The organism is Pseudaquabacterium inlustre (assembly GCF_038066595.1).
In the GTDB taxonomy this organism is placed as follows: Bacteria; Pseudomonadota; Gammaproteobacteria; order Burkholderiales; family Burkholderiaceae_C; genus Pseudaquabacterium; species Pseudaquabacterium inlustre.
This window is the reverse complement of the sequence record NZ_JBBUTH010000011.1, coordinates 261,915-286,728: the sequence shown is the minus strand read 5'-3', so window position 1 is coordinate 286,728 and position 24,814 is coordinate 261,915. Positions and strand designations below refer to the sequence as shown.

Here is a 24,814-nt window from a genome sequence, read left to right as displayed (position 1 = left end):
CGATGATGCCGACAAGTCAAGGACTTGTCGAATTCATATACGAAAGAAAAACTTAATCCAGAATGGCAAACGACTGGCCGAAGGTAATTCACCCGTGCGACCAAGAAGGCCGTGAACCAACCCAAGCGCCCGGGCAGTTTTCAGATCGGATCCCACTTGCCCGTTGCGTCGTATTCCGTGCGCCTCCCACACCGCACGACGAAGGAAGGCGATTATCAGACCGTATTTTTTCATCAATAACAGTGAATTCCGTACGGTGTAATAACCAACATGCGGCGCAATGGGCTCACCCAATTTATGGCAGTGATAAATTCGAGCACCAAAAACAAGCCTGCGCCCAATATTTCTTTGTTCAGCCCGCAGACAGAAGTCAACATCTTCGTGATAGGCGAACAACTCCTCATCCATTGGGCCAATTGCCTCAAAGGCCTCCCGACGCACCAATAACGCAGTCCCAGGAAGGACAAGACACTCAGGATTCTCTTGTTGAAATTTGGCAGCCTCGGCCAATGACCTAACCCAATTAAAATTCAGGCTCTGCGAATCAACAATTCCGCCAGCCACCCAGACAGGATAGTCGACGTCGTCATTAAAAATCACAGGACTAAACAATCCACAGTCTGGATGGCTCTCGACTTCGTTCAAAAGTTCGGTCAAGCAGTCGGACTCTATTCGCGTATCCGTGTTCAAAAACCACAGGTAACCAATCCCCTCTTCACGTGCCGCCGCCAACCCGAGATTGCAGGCACCTGAGAAGCCAGAATTCCCTCCGGCTTCAATTATTCTAATTCGAAATTCAGCGGTTTTGGGAAGTTCCGCATGAAGCGCGACAACATCTCCATTATTAACTATGTATATGACGATATCTTGGTGCGCCTGAGCCCGCAGCCGGGTTATAGTTTTTGAGACCTCATCCGGCCTCTTCCAGTTAATCAAAACAACAGCGACGGTACAACTCATCAGAGCCCCTTTTTAAAGTGGTCAACGGGTTGCATTTCAATGCAAACGCGTCGGATCCGCCTATTTCGTCAATTGCCATGCCAAGCGGAGTCCAAAACGGACGCGCGCTCGATCCCAAGGCGTAAATCTAGGTAATTGAAACAAGTCAGATCCTGTTCCGGCCGCACCCCATGCTGTGGTGACCGCTGCGTCAAAACCCAGTTCTCGAACGATGTCGACGGCCTGCGTCTGATAATCCTCCGACGGTTTGCCGTTGGGATAGGCAAACAGCCTCACAGGCTGGCCCAGGAGGCGTTGTAGATCATCGCGTCCCTGTGCGATCTCGCGCCGTACCTCGTCCAACTGCAGGCGTGCCAAGATTGGATGGGTAACTGTATGCCCGCCGATCTGCATTCCGGCGTCACGCAGGCGCAGCAACTGGTCGTCGCGCATCATCAGGTCATCGGGAAGGGTGGCGCCGCTGCGCCGGGCCACGGCCTCGACCCACTGCGCTCGTTCGGGCTGCGACAGGTACTTTGCCGCACCAATCAGGCGCAAGGCGGCTTCACGCCGCTGTGCGATGGTGGTCAGCGGCAACCGACCCAAAGCCTGTGCGGGCGTGTCGCCCAGATCCAAGCCGTCGCCTGGGCACCGACGCACCGACTCGATCAGCGAATCGTTCCACATGCGGCCGCCGTTCAGAAAGCCCGTAGCAACAAAGAAGGTGGCGCACAGACCGTGGCGCTGCAGTATGGGCAGAGCCACCTCTGCGTTGTCTGCATACCCGTCGTCGAAGGTGATGGCGGCAGCGCGCTCGGGCAAGCTACCCTCAGCCAGGCGTCGCGCTGCTTGGTCTAGCGGTAGCACATTGAACCAGCGAGCGATCCAGCCGCAGATCTGGTCGAACCGCTGAGCGTGAACCTCGTGCGGAAACAGGGGATCGGCTTGGCTCAGCACGCGGTGAAAAATCAGCGTGCTCAGGCGCGCCCTCGGGCCAGCTGGCGAACGCCAGCGAATCAAGCTTTGTAGCATGGTCAGGTCTTGACGGAAGCTGGTCTCGGGCGTCGCCACATGTCCCAACTCAGGGGCGGTGGTTCAGGCTCGGTTTTCCAGGCCTGGCGATCAACCCACCAGCGCGCAAGCACAACGATGGCCAGCACGTTGTAGATCAAATCGTAGTAGGCTAGGCTGAGGAAGGCCCCACCGACCAGAAAGCCAGCCAGCGAGGTCTGGACGAGGGCGCCGAGATCGGCACTCCAGGCCGCACGCGGCTCGGCCCTACCAATCCGCCGCAGCACCGCTGCATAGCGCCACGCGCCAACCCATATGCTTAACCACAGCGCCAAACCGATGAAGCCGTGGTGGCCCAGTACCTGGAAGTAGATGCTGTGAGCCACGGGGGTGCCGTACTCCAAGCCATAGGCCGAGTACTTGACGAAATAGTCGGACACGGCCGCATTCAAACCTAGTCCGGTGAAGTTATGGAAGGCTGAGTTCCATGCCAGCGACCACGCGGCAAACCGTCCCATCGCCGATCGGTCCTCGTCATAGGTTTCGATGGTCTCCATGCGCTCGAACCAATGCGCTGGCATGAAGGACAAGGCGGCCATGACGAGCACCGCCATTGCCAAGCCACTGGTCAGGCGGTTGCGGCTACCGCGCCACCAAAGCATCAGGCCCATGGTGGCGCCGGCCAGTAGCGCGCCACGGGAGTGAGACCCGAGCGCTGCGGCGCCACACAACAGCATCAGCAATAACATCACATGGCGCTGCCATCGGCTATCCATCTGTAGCTGCATGTAGCGAATTAATGGAATCACAGTAACCAGAGCCAACGCAAATTCATTATTGCCGCCAGCGAACGTACCCGGAGGCCCCCACACGCGATAGTTGCCTCCCGTCATCAAGGTGAACAGCCCCCCTTTGGCTCCCAAGATTCCGAGAGACAGCGCGCAAACCGTGACAAAGCAGTTAATTTGAAACCTGCTTCGGATTATCGACATTGAGACAAGTACCATGAGGTTGATCTTCATGATCTTTGACCATTGATCGTACTGCCCCTCGATGTCAGGGCCAGCCAACCATGAAATGGTTAACCAACAATTAAAGGCCACAAAGATCCACACAACCCCACCACGAAGCGGACTCCATCGATCTCGCGTAGCAAGCATTCCAAGCAAAGTGGCCACCGCCACCAATGCAGTTACCGGGAAAGATTGAGCAAAACCATAGGTATAGCGGTGAGGGCTCATCAAACTAAGCCACGCCCACGCCAAGGCACCCAGCCAGGGTCGCCGTAACGCGGCAACACAAGAAAGCAAGACGAGGCCAACAATGAGCAAGTCGCGCACTTTGCGGGCCCTTAGCGATTGAGTGTCTGTTCAGCGCCGGTCGAGATCAGACTTACCACATACCGGAACTTGCCGGACTTCTCCGGCGCGATGGCAGCAACACGTTCGACCTGAACCTGCACGCCCTCGCCCAGGCGCCGCTGGAAGCGGCTGATCACATGCGGCTCGAAGCCAGGGCCGACGCTGTCGTCCACCACGGCCAGCACACGCGTGCGCTGCAGGGTTTCCTGGACGATCTTGAACTGGCGCACACCCGGCAGATCGCGCAGTACGTAGACTAGAGCCAAGCCGTGCATCACGGTGCCATCGGCGGCCATCACGAAATCGGTGGTGCGACCTTCAATACGCTCCAGGCAGGGCAGGCCGCGGCCGCAGGCGCAGGGCTGGGTGCCCAACACGGCCACATCGCCGGTGGCGTAGCGCACGAACGGAAAGTCGCGCGTTGCCAGGTGAGTGACCACCACCTCGCCCGCCTCACCCGGCGGCAGGACGCGGCCGTCGCGGTCGACGATCTCGACAATGATGTCCTCGGCCGTCAGGTGCATGCCGCCTTCGGGGCACTCATGCGCGATGAAGCCGGCATCGCGGCCGCCATAGCCATTGGCCACCTTGCAGCCGAACACGCCGGAGATGGCGGCGCGTTGGTCGTCGTAGAGCCGCTCGCTGGTGACGAAGGCCACGCGGATGCCCAAGTCGTCCATGCGCTGGCCGCGCTGCTGGGCGTGGCGGGCGATGTGGGTCAGCGCCGAGGGGTAGCCGAACAGCATGCGCGGTCGTTGGCGTCGGATGGCGGCGACAAAGCCGTCGAGCTTGGCCTCGCTCATCTCGAAGGCCGGCAGCAGCTCGGTGCGCAGCAGCTTGTCGCGCAGCGCGCGCACGCGGTCCTGCGCGCCCAGCTCGATGGGCGAGCCCCACACCACCATCTCGGGGTCGCCGATGTCCACGCCCCACCAGCGCGTGGCGCGCCACTTGGCCGCCACGTCGTGGCTGACGCGCTCGCGCCCGATGAAGAAGATCAGCGGCTCGCCCGAACTGCCGCCGGTGTTGAAGCGCGCCAGGCCGGCGGGCTGGGCATGCTTCAGCCGCTCGGTGTTGGCGCGGATCAGCGGCTTGGTCAGCAGCGGCAGCTGCTGCAGGTCAGTCAGGCTGCGCACGGCCTGCGGGTCGAAACCGCGCGCGGCGAACAGCTCGCGGTAGTAGGGTACCTGCACGCCCACATCGGTGAGCAGCGCGCGCAGCCGCTCCACCTGCAGGGCCTGCAGGCGCTCGGCCGGCCACCACTGGCTTTGCTCCAGCCCGCGGCGCACGGCCACGGTGGCGTGGCGCTTCAGGCGCTCGTGCAAGGGGAACACGAGGCCCGAGGTGATGGCGGTGTACAGCCCGGTCATGTGCATTCAGTGCGTGGGCGCCGACAGTGGCGCGGAGGAGCCGGCATTGCACTGACGGTGCAGCCGCTGGAACACGCCAACCAGCGTCTCGACCCGGCGATCCCAGGTATTATCTTCGGCATAGACACGGATCGCGGCACGGTTCCAGTCGTGACGCAGTGCCTGGTCGATGGCGGCTTCCAACTGCGCGGCATCGCCGAACGGCACCACGCTGCCCAGCTCGGGCCGGCACACCACCTCGGCATTGCCGCCCACGGCCGTGGTCACCACCGGCAGGCCGCAGGCCATGGCCTCAAGAAACACATTGGCCCAGCCCTCGTTGCGTGTGGACAGCACAAACACATCGGCCGCCGACAGGGGCCCACGCAGCGCGTCGGGTGGCAGCGGGCCGAGAAAGCGCACCACCTCGCCCAAGCCCGCCTGCGCCACCTGCGCACGCAGCGCCTCGCCCATGTCGCCCTCGGGGCTGGGGCCGCCCACCACCAGGTAGCGCAGGCCGGGATGGCGCTGCAGCAGCGCCGGCAGCAGTTCGATCACGCGATGAAAGCCCTTGCGCTCGACCAGGCCGCCGACGCTGATCAACACCGGCGCATGCTCGGCCAGACCCAGCGCGCGCCGCGCCTCGGCCTGGGGCATGGGACGAAAGCGCGCCAGATCCACGCCATTGCCCACCACCTGCACCTTGTCGGGCGGTAGACCGAGGCCAATAGCCACCTGGCGCAGCGAATCCGACACCGCAAACACCCGTGTGGCAGCGTGCAGGGCCCGCACCATGTGCGGTGCCAGCAACGGATCGCGCGCCAGACGCGATTCGGTACCGCGCAGCGTGATCGTCACCGGCACGCCCAGCCAGCGTCCCAGCAAGGTTGCGGCGTAGCCATCCGGATAGGCGAAATGCGCGTCGATCAGGTCCAGTTGTCCAGCGCGGCGCAACGCGCGCAACCGCGGCCAGGCGGCCAGCGCCATGGCCAGGCCATCCAACTGCTTGAGCACGCCCGGCACCGACAGGAAGCGCGGAAACCACACCTCGTGCCCAGCCTGCTGCTCATGGCCCGGTGCACCGGGCCGGAAGCCCGGCTTCCAGCGGCGCAGCAGCCCCTGCAGGGGAAACCACGGCGTGGGCGCCACCACCTGCAGGGGCAGTTGGCGTCCCACACGGAACATGCGCTCGCGGATGAACAGGCCTGCGCCAGGCTGCACCGCGCTCGGGAACAGGCTGCTCAATACGACGATGTGCGGGCCAGACGCCATGGACTTTCAGGCCGCCAGTGGCTGACGGGCTTGCGCAAGACGCTCGAACACCGACTGGTAGTGCCTCGCTGAGGCAGTCCAGTTGCGCTCCTGCTCGACAAAGCGGCGACCGGCCGCGCGCAGCATCGGCCAGCGCTCGCGCTGTCGCAACAGTTCATCGACCGCTTCGGTCAGGCCCGTGGCGCTGCCCGCCTGGAACAGCATGCCGGTCTCGCCATGGCGGATGAGCTCCTGGTGGCCTCCCACATCACTGGCCACCAACAGCCGGCCCTGGGCCATGGCTTCCAGCGGCTTGAGCGGGGTGACCAGTTCGGTCAGGCGCATGCTGTGGCGCGGATAGGCCAACACATCCACCAGGTCGTAGTAGCGCTGTACCTGGGCATGCGGCACGCGGCCGGTGAACACCACCTTGTCGGCCACGCCCAAGCGCTGCGCCTGAGCCTTCAGCGCGGCATCCTGCGGGCCGCCGCCTACCAGCAGCACACGCACCTCGGGACGGCGTTGCAGCAGCGCAGGCAGGGCATCGAGCAGCAGGTCAAGACCCTCGTACGCGTAGAAGCTGCCAATGAAGCCGACCACGGTGGCATCGGCCAGTCCCAGTTCGGCCTTCAGCGCCGCATCCGGTTGGCTGCCGACGTCGAAGGCCTCGATGTCCACCGCATTCGGGATCACCGTTACCTTGCTGGCCGGAAGGCCGCGCGCCACGATGTCGCGGCGGAGGCCCTCGCAGATGGTGAAGACATGGTCGGCGCGCTGCAGCGCGCGGGTTTCCAGCGCCCGGGTGAGGCGGTAGCGCAGACTGCCTTCGGTGGTGCTGCCATGGTCCACGGCGGCGTCCTCCCAGAAGGCCCGCACCTCGTAAACCACCGGGATACCCAGACGCCGGCCCACGTTGATCGCCGGCAGGGCATTGAGGACCGGCGAGTGGGCGTGCAGCACCTGGGGCCGCACCTGCTGCGCCACCTGAAGCAGGCGTTGCTCAGTGGCCTGCATCAATGCCCACTGATCCACCACAGGCCAGCGCGCCAACACCGATCGCGACGCTGGGGTACGGTAGAAGTGCAGCCCGTCGACGGTCTGCTCATCCCGGGGCGCATCGGCGCCAGCCGCCAGACCATGCTTGGGGCTGGTGAGGTGGAAGGTCTGCCATCCCAGTCGCCGCTGCTCGCGCAGCAGCGCAGCGGTGCGGAAGGTGTAGCCGCTGTGCAGCGGGATCGAGTGATCCAGCACATGGAGCACGCGAAGGCTCATGCCGCCACCCCCGCCGTCGTGGGCACGCGCGCCGCCGGTGCGCCGGCGCCGCCGTCGTCGACCACGTTGCGCAGGAAGGCCTCGAACATCAGCAGCGTCCACAGCGGCGCGCTGTAGTCGCTGGTGCCGGCCTGGTGCGCCTCGACCAGGTGCTTCAGGTATTGCGGGTTGAACCAGCCGGTGGCTGCCAAGCGCTCACCCAGCACGGCGTCGCGCACACGCTGGCGCAGCGGGCCGCGGAACCAGCGCGCCAGCGGCACCGAGAAGCCCATCTTCGGCCGGTACAGCACATCGTTGGGCAGGGCCGGCTCCATGGCCTTCTTGAGCAGGAACTTGCCTTCCTGGCCACGGATCTTCAGGTCGCTCGGCAGCGTGGCCAGCCACTCGATCAGTTCGTGGTCCATCAGCGGCTCGCGCACCTCCAGGCTGTGGGCCATGCTGGCGCGGTCGACCTTGGTGTTGATGTCACCCACCAGGTAGGTCTTGAGATCCAGGTACTGGATCAGCGCCAGCGGATCGTCGGTGCCGGCGCGCGCGGCATGCCCGTCGAAGACCGACTGCGCCTGGTAGCCGCCCAGCACGCGCTTGAGCTCGGCACTGAACAGTTGTTCACGCATCGGCCCGCGCAGGATGGACACCGAGTGGAAGTAGGCCTGAACCGCACTGCGTGCCATGCCTTCGAAGGTGGTCTTGGCGCGGAACATGCGCGGCGCCCAGTCGGCCTTCGGGTACACCTTGCCCAGGAAGCCGAACAGCGGCTGGCGCAGGCCGGCCGGCAGCGCCGAGCGCATGCGCTCTTCCATCAGGTGCAGGCGGTAGCGGCGGTAGCCGCCGAAGCTCTCGTCACCACCGTCGCCCGACAGTGCCACCGTGACATGCTTGCGCGCGAGCTGGCACACGCGGTAGGTGGGGATGGCCGAGCTGTCGGCGTAGGGCTCGTCGTACAGGTTGGCCAGGGTGTCGATGAGGTCGAAATCGTCCGACAGCACGGTCTCGACGCGGTGGTTGGTGCCATAACGCGTGGCCACCATGGCGGCGAATTCGCTCTCGTTGAACTTCGGATCGTCGAACGCGATCGAGCAGGTGTTGACCGGCCCGTCGCTCAGGCCGGCCATCGTGGCGACCACGGCACTGGAATCGACCCCACCCGACAGGAAGGCTCCCAGCGGCACCTCGGCGATCATGCGCAGCCGCACCGATTCCTCCAGGCGCTGGCGCAGCTCGGCACAGGCCTCGTCGACACCGATCTGGCGGTCGAGCGTGAAGCGCACGTCCCAGTACGGGCGCGGCTGACCGACAGGCTGGCCGCGCCGGATCAGCAGCGAGTGCGCCGGCGGCAGCTTCAGGGCCTGGCGGAACACGGTGCGCGGCTCGGCCACGTAGCCCAGCGCGAAGTACTCCTCCACTGCCAGCGGGTCGATGTCGCGTTTCAGGCCGCTGCCATTGGGGCCGCGGTAGGCCATCAGCGACTTCAGCTCCGAGCCGAACAGCAGCGTGCCGTCGTCCAGCAGCGCGTAGTACAGCGGCTTGACGCCCAGACGGTCGCGCGCCATGAACACGGTCTGGCGGTTGCGGTCCCAGATCACGAAGGCGAACATGCCGCGCAGGCGCTGCACGCAGTCCTCGCCCCACTGCTCCCAGGCATGGACGATGACCTCGGTGTCGCTCTTGGTGTGGAAGCGGTGGCCCAGCGCCTGCAACTCGGGGATCAGCGACTGGTAGTTGTAGATCTCGCCGTTGAAGACGATGACCACCGAGCCGTCCTCGTTGAACAGCGGCTGCTGCCCGGTGGCCACGTCGATGATCGACAGGCGGCGGTGGCCGAAGCCCACGCCAGGCTCGAGGTGCAGGCTGCCCTCATCCGGCCCGCGGTGGTGCTGCGAGTCGTTCATGCGCTGCAGCACGGCCCGGTCCACCGGACGGGTGCCACGGGTGTCGACAAGTCCGGTGATGCCGCACATCTTGCTAAATCACTTCCGTCATGCGTGGGTGGTCTGCCGCGCCAGCAGCCGGTCATACAGCGCCTGGTAGGCCACCACCATGGCCTGCAGGCTGAATTCGCGCTCGACACGTTCGCGGCCAGCGAGACCCCAGCCGCTGGCACGCCGGCGGTCTGCTGCCAGAGTCAACATGGCCCGGGCCATCGCGTCCACATCGCCCGCCGGCACCACCAAGCCCGTGCGCTCATGCTGCACCAGTTCGGCGTTGCCGCCCACGGCCGTAGCCACCACGGGAAGGCGGCATGCCATCGCCTCAAGGATGGTATTCGAGATGCCCTCGGCCAGGGACGGCAGCACAAAACAATCGAGGGCGCGCATGACATCCGGCACGTCGGCGCGCTCACCCGGAAGCCATGCCAGGTTGGCCACGCCGGCCTGGTCCAGCACCGATTGGGCCTCGGCGCGCAGCGGCCCCTCGCCCACCATCACCAGGCGCAGCCGGTCACGTGCCGCGGGCTGGAGTTCGAGGGCGCGCACGAAGGCCCGGGCCAGATCGGTCTGGGCCTTCACGGTCTGCATGCGGCCCACGGTGCCCAACACGAACAAGTCATCGCCACCGAACGGGCAGCCCAGCGCCCGCGGAGTCCCCGCTCCCGCAGGTGCAAAGCGGGAAATGTCGACGCCGTTGTAGACCTGATTCACTCGACCCGGCGCGATGCGCACCTTGTCGGTCAGGTAAGCGGTCAGGTCCTGCGACAGCGCGACGTACTGGTGCACGAAGGGGCTGTAGATCCGCCGCATCCACTGGTGGCGGCGGCTGCTGCCATCCAGATCCTCGACATCGCGGCCATGCTCGCCATGCACGCGGGCCGGCACCCCCACCCAGGTGCCCGGCACCTGGCACTCCAACGCCGCCAGGTTGCGTGTGTGCAGCACGGCCGGCCGCATCTGCCGCAGCAGCCGCACCAGGCGCGGGTACAGCTTGGCACCATGCCCCGGAGGCTTGTGCAGCGACACGAACTCGACGTCACTGCGTCGTACCCGGCGAGCGAAGCCCTCGGCGACCTCGGTGAGCGCCACCACCGCATGGCGGTAGGCGCCGGCAGGCATGTGGTTGATCAGGTTGACGACGCCGTTCTCCAGGCCGCCGGTGTCGAAGCGGTAGACCACATGCACGACCAGCGGCGCTTGCCCTGGCGCGATCGAGGTACCCATCAGCAGCGGACGGCCGGACCGGCCTGGGTCACAGGCGCCAGAGGCGGAAGCCGGCACCGGTGATCATCTCGGGCTTGAATGCGGCTTTCACGTCGATGAAGGCGCCGCCCTTGACCAACTTCTTGCCGATGTCTTCGGCGGAGAGCGAGGCGAACTCCTGGTGCGACACCGCGGCCACGATCGCATCGGCGCGGGGCAGGTCGTCATAAGGGGTCAAGCGCACGCCGTATTCGTGCATGGCCTCCTCGGCCTCGGCCTGCGGATCGGCCACGAACACGTCCACGCCGTAGCTCTCCAACTCGCGGATGATGTCGATGACCTTGCTGTTGCGCAGGTCACCGCAGTTTTCCTTGAACGTGAGGCCCAGCACGTTGACGCGCGCACCCTTGATGTAGCTGCCGCTGGCGATCATGTTCTTGATCGTCTGCTCGGCCACGAACTTGCCCATGCCGTCGTTGATGCGCCGGCCGGCCAGGATCACCTGCGGGTGGTAACCCAGCATGTCGGCCTTGTGCGTCAGGTAGTACGGGTCCACGCCGATGCAGTGGCCACCCACCAGGCCCGGCTTGAACTTCAGGAAGTTCCACTTGGTGCCGGCGGCTTCCAGCACCTCGGTGGTGTCCAGGCCGATCTTGTCGAAGATGATGGCCAACTCATTCATCAGCGCGATGTTCAGGTCGCGCTGGGTGTTCTCGATCACCTTGGCGGCTTCGGCGGCCTTGATGCTGCTGGCGCGGTGCACGCCGGGGATCACGATGCGCTCGTAGAGCTTGGCCACCTTGTCCAGCGTGTCGGGCGTGTCGCCGGAGACGATCTTCAGGATCTTGGTGAGCGTGTGCTCACGGTCGCCCGGGTTGATGCGCTCGGGGCTGTAGCCGACGAAGAAGTCTTGCTTCCACTTCAGGCCCGACGCCTTTTCCAGCACCGGGATGCACACCTCCTCGGTGGCGCCGGGGTAAACGGTGCTCTCGTAGACGACGATGGCGCCCTTCTTCAGGTTCTTGCCAGCGCTGTGGCTGGCGCCGATCAGCGGCTTGAAGTCGGGGATGTGCGCGTCGTCCACCGGCGTGGGCACAGCCACGATGATGATGTCGGCCTCGGCGAGCATGGCGCCATCACTGGTGTAGACGGCGTGCTTGGCCTCGGCCATCTGGGCGTCGGTGAGTTCGCGCGAGGGGTCGGTGCCCCGCTGGCAGGCAGCCACCTTGCCGTCGTGGATGTCGAAGCCGATGGTGCGCATCTGCTTGCCGAACTCGACAACCAGGGGCAAGCCCACATAGCCCAGGCCGATCACGGCCAACGTCGTCGTCATGTCCTTCTTCCCTCAATAGAAAAAGCTTGTCCAGGATTGTGTCCGCACGGGACGCCTAATGGCCACGCGCCTGCAGCAGGAGTTGCTGCAACTGAGCGAAATTAGCCACGATGAACGCGTCAAGCGCACGGTCGGCGGCGCCATCGCCCGCATCAGGCGTCGAGATGAACACGGCAGCCGCATCGTCTGGCAAGCGGCGAATCTCTGCCCAGGCTTGCCACAACTTGGCATGAGCATCGCTCTCTGTCCAGTGCCCACCCACCCAATAGATCTGGCGCACTTTCAAGCGTGCCCGCCCTCCGGTGAGGGATGCACCCATGCCTGCGGAGGCTGCGATATCGGCACTGCCCCATCGCGCCGGTACATCAGGCCCGTCGATCTGATGCACCGATCGGGAAACCACATTCCAGTCAGCACCGTGCCCTTCGCCGAGGGTATTGACGGAACTGACCAACTTACGGTCGGGGCTGAGATCGCGGTAATAGAAGATGTCCACGGTCACGTTCGCCGCACCTGCACGGTATGCGGCAGCCCACTCGCCGGATGCACCGCGAAAACTGGGGCGCCAACGCACGGCGTCGATGTCCTGGCGAGACCAGTTCACCGACATTGCTGCAGGCCATTGCCACACTGGCGCCGCCCGCACCGCACTGGCGGGAGCCCTCGTCGCCACATGGGGCCAGCCCATGGCCATCGTCGCGAGAGCGCCAATGGCCACCACCCACCCGACAGGGACTGTCTCCCAGGGCCTCGAACTGGCCACCTGTTCCGTGGTCTCACTCCGGGGCGGCTCTGCCCAGCGTGCGCCAACGAAGAACATCAAAGTGATCACCACACCGAAGAACACCCACCCATAGACGATGTGGTCTACGCCCGTGGCGATCGCGTTGTTCGACAGATGGCCAAGCATCACGATCATGTAGGCCCGGAGCCAATTGGCAATCACCGGCACGGCCAAGGACACGGCCATGAAGACGATGCGACGCCAAACACTGCAGTAATTGAGATAGGCAAAGAGGGTGCCCACCATGAAAGAAGCCACCAAATAGCGTACGCCACTGCAGGCCTCAACCACCGACCAGTGCCCAGTCGGAATGATGAATTGCTGTCCTTCGCGATAAACCGGAATCCCCGTCAGGCGCAGTGCCGCAACGGTGAAGTCAGCGGTGTACTGCATCATGATCGGCGTCAGAAACTCGCCAAACGGAACTGAGAAGAACAGAAAACCCAACGGGAACAGAATGCGGCGCGTGACCGTCCAGCCCAGCAGGGCAGGAACACCCAGCACCAGCAGACCAACCAGCGCGAAATGCGTGCCAGCATTTACGGCGACACGATCTGCCACCCACCACAAGGCCGCCACCAGCATCATCGGCAGAAGAGCCCAGGGCTGCGGCTTCGGTTGCAGTTTCACCAGCGCCGCTCGCTGCCGCCATATCAACCACAAGGCAATGGGCGGTACGACAAACGCGTGCGTGTACGTTTCCGAACGCGACCAGATGGCCACCATGGCGGTCGCGGTGTCGCGATAGGCCAGCAAGACCACCAGCACATAAGCCACCAAGGCCACGGCAGGCAATCGCCAAGCCGCCGGGATGCGCGGCATGCCCGTGGGATCAGTATTCATGTGCCCATCGCCTCCGGCCCAAACCCGGGCGACTGGGCAGAACCCAGGTATCGATCCAGCGGTGCAAGCCGAGCTGCCCAACTGTAGTGGTCCAACACAAAGCGTCGCGCCGATTCACCGAGGATTCGGTCGCGACCAGGCGATGACAGCAGCGAATTGACCTGCTGGACATAATCTCCGGCCACGTTCGCCGCCAGCAGATGCTCGCCGGACCGCGCATCGATGGCCTCGGCGCAAGAGGCTGCACAGACGACAGGGCGAGCCATGGCCATCGCTTCAAGCACCTTGTTCTGAACACCACGGGCAAGCCGAAGCGGGGCGATGACAGCAGCGGCGTGCTGGAGGTAGGGTTGCACATCGGGCACCGTACCCGTCACGCAGACCCCCGGGCCAGCCAGAGCGCGAACCGCAGGTGCAGGTGCTCGACCAACGATGTGAAAGCGCAGCCGAGGCCAACTTGCGGACAATGCGGGCAGCATCTCCCGTACGAACCAGGTCACGGCGTCGACATTGGGCCAGTAATCCATCGCGCCAGTGAACACGAGCGGCAGTTCATCTGCTTGGAACGGCGAAGGCCGGCCAGGCTGAGGCGAAAAGCTGTCGGCGTCCACGCCGTTGCCCACTGCCAGCACACGGCCTGCGCAGTCGGGCGCCAATCGCTCGAACAGCGCCACCTCTTTGTCCGTGACCAGGAAGGATCGGCTGGCAGCCTGCACTGCCGCTCGCTCGAAGGCCAGCAACCGCGCGCCCTCGCGGCGGTAGATCCATGACATCGGCCAGGCATGCTGAGGTGCGTACTCGGTCCATTTGGCGGAATCCACGTCCACCAAGTCAAGCAGTCGCGGTCGCCCGGGAAGAAGGTCAGCGTATGGCGCCATTGCAGAGGAAAACACCACCACAGTGTCGATGGCCTCACGCAAGGCTGTGTCACGCACCCAGGCACGCAGGCGCGGGCTGTCGTAGTAGTGCAGCGTCAGCGCGCGACCGCTCAGCAACCCGGCCAGGCTGCGGAGCTTGGCCCAGCGCGGATTCAGCGGCACGGCGCACAGGCCAGCGCACAGATCCTGCAACGCCGGAAGGTGCCGGGCATCATCGGGATCGTCGACAAAGGTGCCCAGGTGCACCTCATGCCCTTGCCTCACCAGGTGCCGCAGCAAGTGATACGAGCGCACCTTGTCGCCCTTGTTGGGCGGGTACGGCATGCGGTGCACCAGGTACAGCAGCTTGGCCATGGCGAGCGGATCGGCCTGCGCTTCAGCCCAGGCTGCGCACGATGAACGGGCCCAGCCAGTTCGCCACGCCGATCGGCAGCTTGCGCCAGGTCTCGATCAACAGCTTGTACTTGGCGTTGTTGGGGTTGTTCTGAGGCACGCTGTCGCGCTTGTACAGCCGGTACTCGTAATGCAGCGGCGTGGGCTCGAAACCCCAGTTCTTCTTGAACGCGTAGGGGCCGGTGCCCTGCTTGCTGCGGCCATAGTCGAAGACTTCCAGCCCGCGTGCGCAGGCCCGACGCATCAGCTCCCAGTACTTGAAGTCGTTGGCCGCCAGGTCGCGCGCATCGACATGGTCACCCGCGTAGTACGGCAGCACCTCGTTGCGGAAGTAAAAGCTCATCACCACCGACAGCGGCCGGCCGTCGGATGCCACCACGGTGAGGCACTCGCAGTCGTCGCCGAACTCGTCGCGCAGCGCCTGGAACCAGCGCTTGGGCATGGCCGGCGTGCCGTGGCGGTGCACATTGTCGGCATACAGCGCGAAGAAGCGGTCGACGCCAGCGTCGATCTCGCTGCGCAACTCGTTCTTGATGCCCTTGCGCACCATGGCCCGCTGCTTGCGCGGGATGGCCAGCATGTTGGCTTCCTCGTCGGGCAGGATGGGCTTGCGGAATGTGACGTACAGATCCTGCAGCGGCCAGTCGTCATGGCGGCGTTGGACATGGCGCAACTCAAGGTGCTCGACACCGGCATGCTGGGCAATGGCCTGGGCGCGCTCCTCCAGCACAGCGGCGGCATCGTCGTTGTCTGCGGCCACACCCCCATAGACGGCGAAGGGCAGACTGGTCAGCGCATGGCCGAACAGCAGGCTCTTGACGCGCGCCAGTGGCAGCACCGCTTCGATGCGGCCGTCCCGCTCGGCGTAGAGAAAGTGCGTCTCGTGCCCGAACACGCGGGCGATCACCCGCTGCCAACCTGCGCGGTGAAAGAAGGTGGCCTGCGGGCACTGCTGCACGAAGGCATCCCAGCGCCGTGCAGACGCCGAATCGTCAAGGGCCAGGCTGCGCACCTGCAACCCACCGCCTGTTGCGTGCACCGTCATGCGGCCAACGCCTGCGAGAGATGGCCACCGCTGCGGAGCGCCGGGGCACCACCATCCTGGGACGCCAGGAAAATGTCATCCATGCGGCCCCAGCGGAAGTCGCGCAACAGCGCATCCAGGCGCGCGTGGACCTTGTCCAGATTCACATAGTGACGAAACCGCGTGCGCGCATCAATGCCCGGCACACGCGGCTGCCCAGGATCGACCTCCCAGGGGTGCATGTAGAACACCGCCGCCTGCCCGTCCACGGTGTTGACACGGCGGATCATCCAGCGCGACAGCGCATAGGGCATCAGCCGGAACCAGCCGCCACCGCTGCACGGCAGATTGCGGCCGGCCAGATACACCGTGGTCGCCGGCACCTCCAGCAGACCGTCGCGCACGGGGTGCGCAAAGCGCGGCGCGTCGGGCATGCCGTAATGGTCATGCCGGATCGGAAACAGACTCGAGCTGTAGCGATAGCCCGCCTCGCGCAGGCAGTCGAAGGCCCAGAGATTGCCCTGGCCGATCGAGAAACTGGGCGCGCGATAGCCTGTGACGGCCACACCACCAATGTCCTCCAGCAAAGCACGGGCGCGGGTGATGTCGTCGCTGAACTGCGCCCGGCTCAGGTCGCTGGCCCGCTCATGCCCATAGCCATGGCTGGCCAGCTCATGCCCACCGTCGACGATCTGCCGCACGAGCCGCGGGTAGCGCTCGGCGATCCAGCCCAGCGTGAAGAAGGTGGCGCGCACGCCATGCTGCGCCAGCAGCGCCAGGATGCGCTCGACATTGGCCTCGACCCGGCACTCGCGCGAGTCCCATTCGCTGCGCGGGATGTAGGGCGCCATGGCCGAGACCTGGAAATAGTCTTCGACGTCAATCGTCAGCGCATTGGTGATCGGGGTGGACAGCATCAAACGGGTCCGAATGTCGGAGCAAGCCGAAGCCTAGCGCCTCGGCATGACGGATGGTGTACGGACAGGCGCCCGGCCTGCGCCGCACGTCACGGCCAGAGCCTACTTGGGCCCCTCTCCGGTCGGCTTCTTGACCGCTGCCACCAGTTGCTGCATCAATGCCAGCAACTGGATGTTGGTCCGCTCCAGGCGCAGCAGTCCGCGTTCGATGCGCTGCAACTGGTCGCCTCGGCTCTCACCGGCCAAGCGCCCGATCTGGCGCGACATGGTGTCGGCAGCAGCCGGATCGAGCTGCAACTTGCTCAGGTCGACATCCAGCGTGGCCGCTGCGGTGGTGTTGGGCATCGGCGTGCTGATGTCGCCCAGGCCGGAATCACCCGAACCGCCAGGCTGCACGGCCATCGGGCGCGATGGCACTTCGGCCTCCTGCGCAAACTCCTTCACCACCTCGTCGACATCCGGCCCCTCGAAGTGGGTTTTGCCGCCGAGGAAGCCTGCCAGCAGCAAGCGGTCGCACAAGGAGTTGATGCGGCGAGGAATCCCGCCCGACGCCTTGTAGACCGCCTCGTAGGCGGCCGGCGCGAAGCTGGGCTTGCCGGTCGACCCCGCGCACTTGAGCCGGTGCTCGATGTAGTGCTGGGTCTCCTCCTGGTCCATTGGCCCGATGTGGCAAGTGGCCGCCACACGCTGGCGGAACTGCTCCATCTCGGGCCGCTGCAGGATCTCGCGGAACTCGGGCTGACCGACCAGGAAACTCTGCATCAGCGCCTGATTGCCGAACTGGAAGTTCGACAGCATGCGCAGTTCCTCCACCGCGCGCGGCGTCAGGTTCTGCGCCTCGTCGACGATCAGCAGGCAACGCTTGCCCTTGCTGGTCTGGCTGATCAGGAAGGCCTCGAGCGTGATCAACAACTCGCTCTTGGGCACGTCCTTGACCTTGAAGCCGAAGGACGCTCCGACCATGCGCAAGGTGTCTTCCGCACCAAGCTGGGTGGTGACCAGGTGCCCCACCACCACGTTGCTGCCATGCAGGCTGTCGATCAGCGTGCGCAGCAGCGTGGTCTTGCCAGCGCCGATCTCACCCGTGATGACGATGAATCCTTCGTTGCGCGAGACACCGTAATCCAGATACGCCTTGGCGCGACGATGCTGCTTGCTGCCGAAGTAGAAGCTCGGATCGGGGTTGAGTTGGAAGGGCTTGTTCGTGAGCCCGTAAAACTGTTCGTACATGGCTCAGAACTGCAGGCTGTAGGCGCCGGAGATGGCGCTCTCGGAGTAGGTTTTGAGGGCCGACTCGTTGAGGCTGCGGCGGAGGGACAGCGTCCACGACTCCCGGCTGGTCACGGTGCCAACCAGGCTCAGATAGGCTCGGCGCGTCTTGCTGCTCTGTTCCGCACGGTCACCCCGGTTGTGAAGATCGCTCAGGCTCATGCTCGATGAAAGCGCCGGAGTGAGCTGGTGCGACAGACTCACGGACCAACTCGCGTTTCGCACACGGCTGGTATCAGCCAGGTCGTCCACGGCCACCGTCGCATTGTCGGCGCGTCGCGAGACGCCTCGAAGATAGTTCACAACGGCGGTGGATCGGTTATCGCGCCAGGCCACCGACAGATCGACGCGCTGATCGATTGTCTGGGCCGAGGTCAGAAAGCTGCTCTTCACCACACCGTCGGGCGATAGACCGCTGCGGCTGAGGAATGCGGTCACGAGGGCGTCGCGCTTGACCGGGTCGGGTTCAACCGATGCGAACTGCGCAAAGAACAGGTCGTAGTTGGTGCCCTGGCTGACGGTGGACTGCACGCTGGAATCCACAACGTTCCGACTGAATGAGGCTCGCCAGATGGTCAGCGGTGTCCGAAATGTGAGACCCGCCTGGTAGAGGCCGCCCGTGGGACGCCGCCCGGCCGACAAATCCAGCGCCGTGAGCGGCGACGGCGTCCACACCAACCCCGCCGACCAGATGTCATGCGCGCCGCCAGTGCGCGCCACCAAGTCGCCGTATTCGCGCCCCGCAGATGCACTCAGGCTCAGATCGGCCTCGGGAACCAGCCACCGAGTACCGAGTGTGACCCTGTCAGTTTCCGTACTCAGGCCAAGCTTGATCGAGCTGACTTGGTGGCTCACCGCCAGATTCCAGCTCAGGCGCCCGGCAGACACCGGTGAAAGGCTCAAGTTTGCCAGTCTCGATGTGCCATCGCCACGAGACGTCCCCGCGGCATCGTTGGCCTGAAACGTACCCGATGCTGCGTAGGCCAACTGCCCTAGGAGTACGCCGTTCAAACGCGGCGAGAGCGCCAGGGTGGCCACTTCTGCCGCATTGCTGGCGTTGCGCCCGTCATCGGTGACCTGGGGGCCGAATGCCGAGACGGCGGACTGCGCGACACTGGCGCGCAGATCGACATACGCACGACCCTGTACCAGTTCGGCCGCCAGATCAGCCAACAGCGAGTGGCGCAGTGCGTTGCGATCACCGTGCCGGGCATACAAAAATTCGGTGACGTCATACTTGGCATGCCCCTGCACCGCACCTGCCGCACTGGCGTACGCCAACCCAGCCGTCAGGCGTGTGATCACATCAGCGGACTTGGACGCCTGCCCCGGATTCATGTTGTCGGTGGCGGTTACGGTCGCCGAAGCACTGGCCTGAAGAGGCCCGCCGCTTTGCGCGTTCGTGCCGGACGTCAGGCCCATCAGGAAGCAGACCACAGGCGCCCATGCCCCACTGCAGCCCCGCGATCGGTCAGCGTACTCCCACATCGCCAGCTTGTCCGTGTCCGCCCTGCGCAGCTGCGCCCTCCGAACCATAGCCATAGCCATAGCCATAGCCATAGCCATAGCCATAGCCGTAGCTGCCCCCGTAACTACCCGAGGATGTGCGAGCCTTGTTGAGCAACATCATGCGCACGGGGCAACTCTCGATCATGGATAGTGCATGCTGAACATCGGCCTGCAACGTACGCCCGGCATGCACCACCATCACGATTTGGCCCATCTGCGTGGCCAACACACGAGATTCGGTCGTGAGCAACAGCGGGGGAGAGTCGAAGATGATGATCCGGTCGGGGTATCGACTCGCCATGCCCTCAAGCAGTTGGCGCATGGCGTCACTGGCAAGCAGTTCAGTAGCCTTGGGGTGCGGCCGGCCACTGGGCAACAGCGTGAACTTCTCGATGTTGGTGCGCAGCAGCACGTCCTGCATCTCGGCCTTGCCTTCCAGCAAGTCCAGCAGGCCCGGCGCTTCTGGCAGGTGCAACTTGTTCAGCACCGAGGGCCGCGCCACATCGGCGTCCACCAACATCACTGTGTGATCCAACTCGGCGGCAATGCTCATTGCGAGGTTGATCGCGGTGAAGCTCTTGCCCTCACCAGGCAGTGCACTGGTCAACATGATCAGGTTGCCATGCTTGATCGGCGTCGAGCTTTTGCCCATTGCGTTGGCGATCAACGGTCGCTTGATCACCCTGTACTGATCGGCAAGATGGCTGCGCGGCGCATGGGGAACCAGGAAGTCCTCGCCGGCAAGACGCTTCAGATCCAGTTCGATCTGCCGCGACACGTAGTTTGCTGCTGTTAGGCCTTGTGCCGCGGTGAAGTCGCTCGGCTCCAGGACGGCAGAGCTCTGCGCCTCATGTCCATCCGCGGACGCCTCGACTTCAGGCACCGTGATCCCGGCCTCGCGGATCTGGGCCAGGCGTTGCGCCGCCTGCTCGATCAAGCTGCTCATTGACGTCAACCCGCTTGCCGCGTGGCAAGAATCGAAACCGTGACCATGGCCACCAAGAACACCGAGAACAAGCCCCCGACGCCGGCATAAAACCGCAGGTTCAGCATGCGTTCGCGACGCCGATCCACATCGGACAGGATAATCGACACCACCCCCAGCAGCGGCAAGCCTGTCCGCTCGCGCAAATCCTGCGCATCGTAGAAGACTGGCCGCAACTGGCTGCCAGCCAATGCAGTGCCCAAACCGGCGACCAATGCCGCTACCAAGGCGGCGGGCAGCAGCAGCATGCGGTTCGGCGACACCGGGCGGGGCGAAACGCGCGGAGGGTCAATCAGACGGAAATCGACCACGCCCGACGCCATTTCCAGTTCGCCGGACATCGCGGCCGACTGACGCCGGGCCACCAGATCCTCGTAATTCTTCTTGATGATCGCGTAGTCACGATTGAGTTGCGCTGCCTCCGCCTCGATGGCCGGAGCCACTTTGCTCGACGACTTTGCCGCCGCATATCGCGACTGGTACTCAGCCACCCGAGCCTTCAACGCGGCCACCTGCACCTCCGATGTGGCCATCACCCGCGACAACTCTTGCTGGGCCAGCGACGCGTTGGCACCTCCCGCAATTGCCGGCGTCGCTGCTGCCGCCTTGCGCAGTTCAGCCACCTCACGCCGCTTCTGCTCTTCAAGATCCTTGATCAGCCGGCGCACGTTCACCACATCTGGATGCTGCTCTGTGTAGCGCTGCAACATCGCATCCAGCGAACGCCGCTGCGCCTCCAGGCGCGCATCGATTTCGGGCGTCGAAACACTGAGCTTTGATTCTTCGAGCAGGCTCTGCGTCACGTTGGTCGCGCCAGCCGGATTACGTTCTGCCTCCAGTTGCTTGCGCGCTGCATCGCGCGCATTCTCTGCCTCGCGCAACTCCAACTTGGCTGTCTCAAGCTGCTGAGAAATGCCAGCCAAGCGGGACGCGGAGTCTTTGCCGTCACCAGTCTGCAGGTCGATGTTGCGGATCCGAAACTCCTTCAACCGCGCCTCGGACTCTTCCAGTTTGGCCTCATAGCCCTTAATTTGCTCGTCTAGGAAGACCTTGGCCGAATCGGTGTCTTTGCGACTCGCGCCCAAACTAGATTCGACGAAAATCGACACCATCGACTGGATCACGCGCTTGGCACGGTCTTTGTCAGCCTCGGCATAGCTCAGGGTGTAAAGGTTGTCGCGCCCGGTGCTGCGGATCTGCACCGACTTCATCAGGCTTTCGATCAACTGCTCCTGCTGCGCCTTGGTGGCCGATTTAAGGTCCAGATCAGCCATCCGTACCAATTTCTCGATGTTCGGCCGGCTGATCAGCGTACGGCTGAGCATGGACACCTGCTGATCAATGTTGGGCTGGACCGCCAAGCCGGACATCAGCGGCTTTAGGATCGACTGGGTATCGACGAAGATTCGCGCCGACGCCTCATAACTGTCAGGAATGCGAAACACCACCACCGTACCGATGATGGCAACGACCCAAGCCAAGATGAGGCCCGGCCAGCGATGCTTCCACATTCCGCGCGAAACGGTGGAAAGCTGTCTGATGAGTTCTTCCATCGTCGCCCGACTTCAAGACTGCAATGAGTTGGACATGAGCAAACCACAGGTCAGAACAAGCCCTGGGGCACGATCAGGATGTCGCCCGGCTTCACCTCGACATTCGCCGACACATCACCGCGCTTGAGTAGATCCTTCAGACGCACCGAGTACTGCTTGTTACCCTCGCTCGTGCGGAGAATCGAGGCCTTGTTGCCGTCGGCGAAATCGGTGATGCCGCCCACGGCGATCATCACATCCAGCAGCGTCATGTTTTTCTTGTAATTGAGGAACTGCGGCTTGGCAGCTTCGCCCACCACCCGGATCTGCTCGCTGTACGGCCCCACGAAGCTGTTCACCAGCACCGTGACCACGGGATCGCGAACATATTTGCCCAGTTGCTTCTCGATGTCTCGGGCAAGTTCGGACGAGGTCTTGCCTTGGGCCGGAAGTTCATCAACCAGCGGCGCGGCGATCTTGCCGTCGGGCCGCACCGGCACCGACATCGACAGTTCCGGATTGCGCCAGACGATGATGTTCACGCCGTCGCCCGCGCCGATGATGTAGGTATAGTCTTGTACGTTGGCGCTGGCAGGAGCCGGCGGGTAGACCGGCTGGTTGGCGCAACCCGCCAGCAGGGCAGAGAACACTGCCACTGCAGCGAGCCAGGAGCGATGAATCCGTGTGTTGAACGACATGCGCACGTTGTAGTTTCCGTTGTGGAGGTCGGTGAGCCCGCGACGGGCCAGTCACCCGGAATGATCACAGACTCCGACATCGGCGGTGTGGATGCCTGCCCTGTCCGGAGCGTCCTGCCAAGGCGGCAATGATGTCATAGCTTTTCGGCACATCTATTGCGGACTGGGGGGTGAACGCCGCGCAGCGCGGCGTCTAGGACGCATAGTTCACGCTACGCAGGCCCCCGGCAGCCGCTCAGGTGCAGCCGCGCCGCCCGCGGCCGATTCACCCGATCACGCCCCCCCCGGCCTTACACGCTGCAATCACCTTACATGTCACGCCCCTTCTCCTACCAGGCCGCTTTCTCCCGGAACATTGGATGGGTGGCCGAGCATGAGCAGGAAATCCTGCGGCTGAAGCGCGTGGCCATTGCCGGCATGGGCGGGGTGGGTGGCGTCCATCTGGTCACGCTGGCGCGGCTGGGCATCGGCGCCTTCAACATCGCCGACTTCGACAGCTTCGACCTGCCGAACTTCAACCGCCAGGCCGGGGCCATGATGTCCACCGTGGGCCGCCCCAAGATCGAGGTTATGGCCGAGCAGGCGCTCGACATCAACCCCGGCATCCGCCTGCGGCAGTTTCCTCAGGGTATCGGCCAGCAGAACCTAGACGAGTTCCTGGACGGAGTTGACCTGTACATCGACGGCCTGGACTTCTTCGCCTTTGATGCCCGGCGCGCCGTGTTCGCGGCCTGCGCGGCCAAGGGCATTCCCGCCATCACGGCGGGGCCGATCGGCATGGGCGCCGCCCTGCTGGTGTTCGCCCCTGGCGGCATGAGTTTCGACGACTACTTCGGCTGGGGTGACCTGCCCGATGTGGAAAAGGCCCTGCGCTTCGCCATCGGCCTGGCGCCCGCCATGCTGCACCGTGGCTATCTGGTGGACGCCCGGGCCGTCGACCTGGCCCGGCGACGCGGCCCGTCCACCTCGATGGCTTGCCAGATCTGCGCTGGCGTGGCCGGCACCGAGGCCTTGAAACTGCTACTGAAGCGCGGCCCGGTGCGGCTCGCGCCGCACGGTACCCAGTTCGACGCCTACACCGGCCGAGTGGCGCGCACCTGGCGCCCGGGCGGGCACCGCAACCCCATCCAGCGCCTGGCCCTGGCCATCGGCCGGCGGCAACTGATGTCCCGGCCGAAAGCGGACAAGGCAGCATGAGCATTTCTCCCGACGCCATCCCTCGGCTCATCGAACTGGGCCGCTGGGCCCCCAGTGGCGATAACACCCAGCCTTGGCGATTTGAGGTCATCGCCCCGGATAATTTCGTCATCCATGGCTTCGACACCCGCACACATTGCGTGTACGACCTGGATGGCCACCCCAGCCAGATCGCCATCGGCGCGCTGATCGAGACGCTTCACATCGCAGCGAGCGAACAGTCGCTGCAACTTGACGTCTCCCGCCGCCGCGACGCGCCGGACACCATACCGACCTTCGATGTGCGGCTCTCAACTGCCGAAGGCCGACGGCCCGACCCCTTGCTATCCGCCATCCCAAGGCGCAGCGTGAACCGCAGTGCCTACAGCACCCGGCCGCTGACCGCCACCGAGATCCACACGCTGGAGAGCAGCCTGCCGGCCGGCTACAGCCTGCGCTGGTATGCCAGCGCCGCCCAACGCTGGCAGTTGGCGCGGCTGATGTTCGCGAATGCCAAGCTCCGGCTGACGATGCAGGAAGCCTACGAGGTGCATCGTTCGGTCATCGACTGGGACGCACGCTTCAGTGCAGACCGGGTCCCCGACGCCGCGCTGGGTCTGGACGCCATGACCCTTAAGCTGATGCGCTGGGCCCTGGCCGACTGGAAGCGCGTCCACTTCCTGAACCAATGGCTAGCCGGCACGGTGATGCCGCGGCTGCAAATGGATTTCATACCCTCCCTTCGCTGCGCCGCGCATGTCGCCCTCGTGGCCGCGTCACCTCTTTCCAATGTGGACGACTATGTGGCCGCGGGACGGGCCGTCCAGCGCTTCTGGCTGACGGCTACGTCGCTGAACCTGCAGCACCAGCCTGAACTGACACCACTTATCTTCTGCCGGTATGTGCATGAAGAGCGTGAGTTCACACGCGAGCCCTTCCTCAGGCAGTTGGGCGCGAAGTTGGCCCAACTGACCGATGCCAGCCTGGAGCTGCCCAGCGCACGGGTGGCTTGGCTTGGTCGGCTTGGCGCAGGAACACCGGCAAGCGCCCGCTCCGTGCGTCGGGCCGTGTCGCAAATGGTGCAGCGTCACTCATAACCGATTTGACACCTCCACTTGATCTTCAACGTCGCGCCAGCGCAAATCTGACGCAGCCGCTG

At 64.3% G+C, this 24,814-nt stretch carries 20 protein-coding genes; 2 read left to right on the top strand and 18 right to left on the bottom strand.

The window, feature by feature from the left end:
* Nucleotides 1–33: 33 nt before the first annotated feature.
* The 18 genes from AACH10_RS24000 to AACH10_RS23915 form a co-directional block, all read right to left on the bottom strand.
* Nucleotides 34–960: a glycosyltransferase family 2 protein gene (locus AACH10_RS24000; protein WP_341413081.1), complete on the bottom strand. Its 927-nt coding sequence runs from the start codon at nucleotides 958–960 to the stop codon at nucleotides 34–36.
* A gap of 60 nt (nucleotides 961–1,020) precedes the next feature.
* A complete protein-coding gene (locus AACH10_RS23995; protein ID WP_341413080.1) occupies nucleotides 1,021–1,971 on the bottom strand; it encodes a polysaccharide deacetylase family protein in 951 nt (316 codons plus the stop codon).
* A gap of 2 nt (nucleotides 1,972–1,973) precedes the next feature.
* Nucleotides 1,974–3,290, bottom strand: coding sequence for a putative O-glycosylation ligase, exosortase A system-associated (locus tag AACH10_RS23990; RefSeq protein ID WP_341413079.1), 1,317 nt, complete (start codon nucleotides 3,288–3,290; stop codon nucleotides 1,974–1,976).
* Between the two features lie 11 nt (nucleotides 3,291–3,301).
* Nucleotides 3,302–4,678, bottom strand: a complete 1,377-nt coding sequence (locus AACH10_RS23985; RefSeq protein WP_341413078.1) for a phenylacetate--CoA ligase family protein — start codon at nucleotides 4,676–4,678, stop codon at nucleotides 3,302–3,304.
* Between the two features lie 6 nt (nucleotides 4,679–4,684).
* The gene (locus AACH10_RS23980; RefSeq protein ID WP_341413077.1) at nucleotides 4,685–5,929 is read right to left on the bottom strand and encodes a glycosyltransferase; all 1,245 of its coding nucleotides are present in this window, start codon (nucleotides 5,927–5,929) and stop codon (nucleotides 4,685–4,687) included.
* A gap of 6 nt (nucleotides 5,930–5,935) precedes the next feature.
* On the bottom strand, nucleotides 5,936–7,180 hold the full coding sequence (locus tag AACH10_RS23975; RefSeq protein WP_341413286.1) for a TIGR04063 family PEP-CTERM/XrtA system glycosyltransferase: 1,245 nt from the start codon (nucleotides 7,178–7,180) through the stop codon (nucleotides 5,936–5,938).
* Entirely contained in the window at nucleotides 7,177–9,141 is a 1,965-nt protein-coding gene (locus tag AACH10_RS23970; protein ID WP_341413076.1) for an XrtA/PEP-CTERM system amidotransferase, read from the bottom strand. The genes AACH10_RS23975 and AACH10_RS23970 overlap by 4 nt, the downstream gene beginning before the upstream one ends.
* Before the next feature lie 18 nt (nucleotides 9,142–9,159).
* Nucleotides 9,160–10,335 (bottom strand): TIGR03088 family PEP-CTERM/XrtA system glycosyltransferase, encoded by a 1,176-nt coding sequence (locus AACH10_RS23965; protein ID WP_341413075.1) that lies wholly within the window; start codon nucleotides 10,333–10,335, stop codon nucleotides 9,160–9,162.
* Between the two features lie 28 nt (nucleotides 10,336–10,363).
* Nucleotides 10,364–11,647 (bottom strand): nucleotide sugar dehydrogenase, encoded by a 1,284-nt coding sequence (locus AACH10_RS23960; protein ID WP_341413074.1) that lies wholly within the window; start codon nucleotides 11,645–11,647, stop codon nucleotides 10,364–10,366.
* A 55-nt stretch (nucleotides 11,648–11,702) separates the two neighbouring features.
* Nucleotides 11,703–13,274 carry an exosortase A gene (xrtA, locus tag AACH10_RS23955; RefSeq protein WP_341413073.1) on the bottom strand — a complete coding sequence of 524 codons (1,572 nt, stop codon included), beginning with the start codon at nucleotides 13,272–13,274 and terminating at the stop codon, nucleotides 11,703–11,705.
* Nucleotides 13,271–14,506, bottom strand: coding sequence for a TIGR03087 family PEP-CTERM/XrtA system glycosyltransferase (locus AACH10_RS23950; protein WP_341413072.1), 1,236 nt, complete (start codon nucleotides 14,504–14,506; stop codon nucleotides 13,271–13,273). Before AACH10_RS23950 ends, xrtA begins: the two co-directional genes overlap by 4 nt.
* A 22-nt stretch (nucleotides 14,507–14,528) precedes the next feature.
* Nucleotides 14,529–15,590 (bottom strand): FemAB family XrtA/PEP-CTERM system-associated protein, encoded by a 1,062-nt coding sequence (locus AACH10_RS23945; protein ID WP_341413071.1) that lies wholly within the window; start codon nucleotides 15,588–15,590, stop codon nucleotides 14,529–14,531.
* Nucleotides 15,587–16,486: an XrtA system polysaccharide deacetylase gene (locus tag AACH10_RS23940; protein WP_341413070.1), complete on the bottom strand. Its 900-nt coding sequence runs from the start codon at nucleotides 16,484–16,486 to the stop codon at nucleotides 15,587–15,589. The genes AACH10_RS23945 and AACH10_RS23940 overlap by 4 nt, the downstream gene beginning before the upstream one ends.
* 102 nt (nucleotides 16,487–16,588) lie before the next feature.
* On the bottom strand, nucleotides 16,589–17,716 hold the full coding sequence (locus AACH10_RS23935; protein ID WP_341413069.1) for an XrtA/PEP-CTERM system-associated ATPase: 1,128 nt from the start codon (nucleotides 17,714–17,716) through the stop codon (nucleotides 16,589–16,591).
* 3 nt (nucleotides 17,717–17,719) lie between these two features.
* Nucleotides 17,720–19,177, bottom strand: coding sequence for a TIGR03016 family PEP-CTERM system-associated outer membrane protein (locus AACH10_RS23930; protein WP_341413068.1), 1,458 nt, complete (start codon nucleotides 19,175–19,177; stop codon nucleotides 17,720–17,722).
* A gap of 49 nt (nucleotides 19,178–19,226) precedes the next feature.
* Nucleotides 19,227–20,210, bottom strand: a complete 984-nt coding sequence (locus AACH10_RS23925) for an XrtA-associated tyrosine autokinase (RefSeq protein WP_341413067.1) — start codon at nucleotides 20,208–20,210, stop codon at nucleotides 19,227–19,229.
* Nucleotides 20,211–20,215: 5 nt separating this feature from the next.
* Nucleotides 20,216–21,802: an XrtA system polysaccharide chain length determinant gene (locus tag AACH10_RS23920; RefSeq protein ID WP_341413065.1), complete on the bottom strand. Its 1,587-nt coding sequence runs from the start codon at nucleotides 21,800–21,802 to the stop codon at nucleotides 20,216–20,218.
* Between the two features lie 50 nt (nucleotides 21,803–21,852).
* Nucleotides 21,853–22,479: an XrtA/PEP-CTERM system exopolysaccharide export protein gene (locus AACH10_RS23915; RefSeq protein WP_341413064.1), complete on the bottom strand. Its 627-nt coding sequence runs from the start codon at nucleotides 22,477–22,479 to the stop codon at nucleotides 21,853–21,855.
* Nucleotides 22,480–22,791: 312 nt separating this feature from the next.
* Between AACH10_RS23915 and AACH10_RS23910 the strand changes: the two genes are divergently transcribed.
* Together AACH10_RS23910 and AACH10_RS23905 are read left to right on the top strand one after the other, a co-directional pair.
* Nucleotides 22,792–23,676, top strand: coding sequence for a ThiF family adenylyltransferase (locus AACH10_RS23910; protein ID WP_341413063.1), 885 nt, complete (start codon nucleotides 22,792–22,794; stop codon nucleotides 23,674–23,676).
* Nucleotides 23,673–24,752: a nitroreductase family protein gene (locus AACH10_RS23905; RefSeq protein WP_341413062.1), complete on the top strand. Its 1,080-nt coding sequence runs from the start codon at nucleotides 23,673–23,675 to the stop codon at nucleotides 24,750–24,752. The genes AACH10_RS23910 and AACH10_RS23905 overlap by 4 nt, the downstream gene beginning before the upstream one ends.
* Nucleotides 24,753–24,814 lie beyond the last annotated feature (62 nt).